The organism is Carboxylicivirga caseinilyticus (genome assembly GCF_050589785.1).
Lineage (GTDB): Bacteria > Bacteroidota > Bacteroidia > Bacteroidales > Marinilabiliaceae > Carboxylicivirga > Carboxylicivirga caseinilyticus.
Genome location: NZ_JBNGOX010000083.1, coordinates 1 through 3,429 on the forward strand (window position 1 = coordinate 1; position 3,429 = coordinate 3,429).

At 33.0% G+C, this 3,429-nt stretch carries 2 protein-coding genes; both read right to left on the reverse strand.

The genetic code is table 11. From position 1 onward, the window contains the following. Positions 1-264 precede the first annotated feature (264 nt). Positions 265-636, reverse strand: coding sequence for a response regulator (locus ACRD62_RS22215; protein ID WP_430822279.1), 372 nt, complete (start codon positions 634-636; stop codon positions 265-267). Between the two features lie 6 nt (positions 637-642). Continuing rightward, positions 643-2,994 carry a PAS domain S-box protein gene (locus ACRD62_RS22220; protein ID WP_430822280.1) on the reverse strand — a complete coding sequence of 784 codons (2,352 nt, stop codon included), beginning with the start codon at positions 2,992-2,994 and terminating at the stop codon, positions 643-645. Positions 2,995-3,429 lie beyond the last annotated feature (435 nt).

A 3,429-nucleotide genomic window follows, 5' to 3' on the forward strand; every position in this document is an offset into this window, starting at 1 on the left:
ATGTAGAGAACCGCCGTATACGAGAACCGTACGTGCGGTGGTGTGAGAGCTTCTCCCTGCTAGCGTTTGCTAGTGGGGCTGGCTACTCGATTGTACGCTGGCCTTGTTTCACTTCATCAGCACTCCATTCATTTATTCTCATTCACACTGTTCTTGCATTCGGGCGGGAAGGACTTGAAGGCTCTTTTGGCATTTTTGGATTGTGAACAAGCCTCGTGGGAATGTCAAATGTGCCTGATGGCGAAGGGAAGGTAAACTTTGATATCAATTTTCAAATGCTTCTTTAATAATATTATGCATCCTTTTAACCTCGAATGGTTTGCTAAAATATTCTAATATTAATCCCGACTCCATCGCCTTCTTAATTTCATCTGTAATTTCAAATCCGGTAAGTATATAGTATTTTTTATCAGGATATTTTGTCTTAGCCTTTTTTATAAATTCAATTCCGTTCATACCTGGCATTTTCATGTCGCTGATAATTACTAAAGTGTCAGGATTATCCTCCAGTACTTTTAAGCCTTCGAACCCATCATGTGCAATTATTACGTTATACAAACTTTTAAAGTTGCTCTCAAAAAGTAATAAGTTAATTTCCTCATCGTCAACATATAATATTTTTCGTCTTACATCCATATTCAATTATTTTATTGGTAAAGTTATTCTTGCAATTGTACCTTTATTTATTTCCGAGTCAAAATTTATACTTCCTTGATGTTCTTGTAATATCGAATAAGTAATTGATAGTCCCAATCCCGTTCCTTTACCTGGGTCTTTGGTTGTAAAGAAAGGGTCTGTAATTTTAGAAATATTTTCTTTACTTATACCACAACCAGAATCTGATATTTCAATTATGGCTATATTCTCTATAATTTTAGTGGAAATTAATATTTTCCCAGAGTTAACTATTGCTTGTATTGAATTTGTAATCACATTCATAAAAACCTGGTGTATTTTACCAACGTTTCCTAAAACTAAAATTTCATCTTTGCAATATTTTAATTCAATCTCTACTCTGCTCTTTGTAAGATTACGTAAAATAGCCAAGCAGTTATCAATAATAGAATGTATATTGCATTCCTCATCGAGTTTTTGATTATCTCTACTAAACTGATTCAACCCTTTAACAATAGCTGTAATACGTTCAATAGCAGTTTTGGTACTAGACATTAACAATGAAGTTGTTGCCTCATCTTTACTGCCATATTTATTAAAGTAACTTTCAAAACCATAGTAAGTTCCTGCCAAATAATTTAATGGATTATTAATTTCATGTGACACACCTGAAGTTAGTGTACCCAGTGAGGCCATTTTTTCTGCTTGTAATAACTGTGATTGTGCTTCTTTTAAACGGTTTAAAGTTGTACTAAGCTCCGTATTTTTTTCTTCTATTATTCTTTTCTTCTTGGCTAAGTCTTCACTGGTAGTTTTCCATTTTTCAGTTGCTGCTTTTAGGTCAAGAGTCCTTTTATCAACAAGCTGTTCAAGGTTTTCTTTGTGATACTGAAGTTCTTTTAATGTATTTTTCAGTTCAGTAATATCGAAACTTATTGATGTATAGCCATATTTATTGTGCTGGTCTAATATTGGACTTAGTATTCTTCTGGAATATTTCTTTTGACCATAATATTCTACTTCATATTCTGCATCAACTATTTTGCCTTTTTTCACTTGTTTAACCATACTATTAATATCAACCGAAAATTTCTCTGGAGCATTGAAATCAGTTGTCTTTTTCCCCCTTAAGTCTCCCCACTTGTTGATTGAAAAATCACTCTGTAAATGAATATTGTCCATGCTGTCAATAACCCATAATTCAATAGGGATTGAAGATAAAATTGAATTAAGGAATGATGCATTTTGATAAATTTGCTTTTCTAACTCAACCTTATCTGAAATATCAATAGTTAACGAAATAACACCTTTTGTTTCATTACCAACAACTAAAGGAGCAACTATTTTATGAGCATGATATTTTTTCCCTTTAAATTGCAATTCATCCTCATAATTTAATGTTTCATTCGTTTTTATTCGTTCAAGGTTTTCATTCCATTTTTTCTTGCCATTTTCGGAAGCTGGTCCCTCTGTTATATTCTTTCCTGTGTAATCACCCCAAATTCTTTTTGAAAACCGGTTCTGAAATAACAAATCACTATTTAAATTTGTAACAAATAATTCAAAAGGCAAGCAATCAATTATGGAACTTAACATTGCTTCATTGGCTTTTAATTTCTCCTCTGCCTTTTTTCTTTCAGTAATATCCCGAAATATTGCCAATAGATTTCCGAAAAGACCATCTTCAATTTTGCTTAAAGCTACTTCTGCAAATAACTGCTTTCCATTTGCATCTATGAATTCCCATTCAAATTTCTGCGCTTCGCCTTTTAGAGCTTTATGTATTTTTTCAAAGCCTTTATCTTTTGATTTCTGTCCATCAGGTTGGTATTTTGGTGAAATATCTGTAAACATGTATTGTTTATGTTCTTCTTTTAATCCCAATAGCTCTTTAGCTCTTGCGTTATAATCAATAAATACTTCATTTTGATGAATAAATACAGCTTCAGTTGACGAATCAAAAAGCTGTTTATACTGCTTCTTGATACTAGCTATATTCTTTTCCAGCTTCTTTTGATAACTAAAATCTTCAACGGTACTTATTAAATATTCATTATTGCTATTTTCACTTTTATATGGTTTAATAAATAACCTAGCATGCAATATTGAATTATCCTTTCTTTTAAAGTCTACAAAAAAAGGCTCATCTGATTCACTTTTGCTTAATACAGTAAGGATTTTGTTTCGTTGCTCAGGCTTGACATATAAATCAGTTGAAAGATTCTTAATATGCTGTTTTACATCATTTAATGAAGAATATCCAAGCATAGAAATGCAACGAGCATTCATGTTAACAACTTCACCAGTCTTTCGCGTTAACGCCATGCCAATTGGAGCATTGTCAAAAATTGCCTTTATACTTGCAAACTCATCTTTCATTATCAAACCAATTAATCGTATTGTCTAACATTTGACAATCTCAATTTACAAAATTTACAGTAATTTCTTTTTATGCAAGGCAAAAAAGCATGTGTTTGGCAGCGAAAGGATGGTTGCAGGGATGGGCTGACAAACTTATGCTTTGTGGGTTGGGTTTTCTTGGAGAATAATCCTATTTATCTTGTCAATTTAGCACAATGTTTCATTCTGGCAGGCTTGCGTACAACGGTTGGCAATATGCGGAGGCCGGGATTTCGGAGCTCGAAATTATCAAACCATTACAATTTTGAGTAAATGTACAAAAGTTAAATTTACCCACATCCCCCGGCTTACGTATATTGCTTGTGTGTGCCTCGCATGGGTAGCGATGCACTTATAGCGTAAGCTATCAAAAAGACATAAATATGCAAATTTATTTTGATAAGTAGCGAAGCT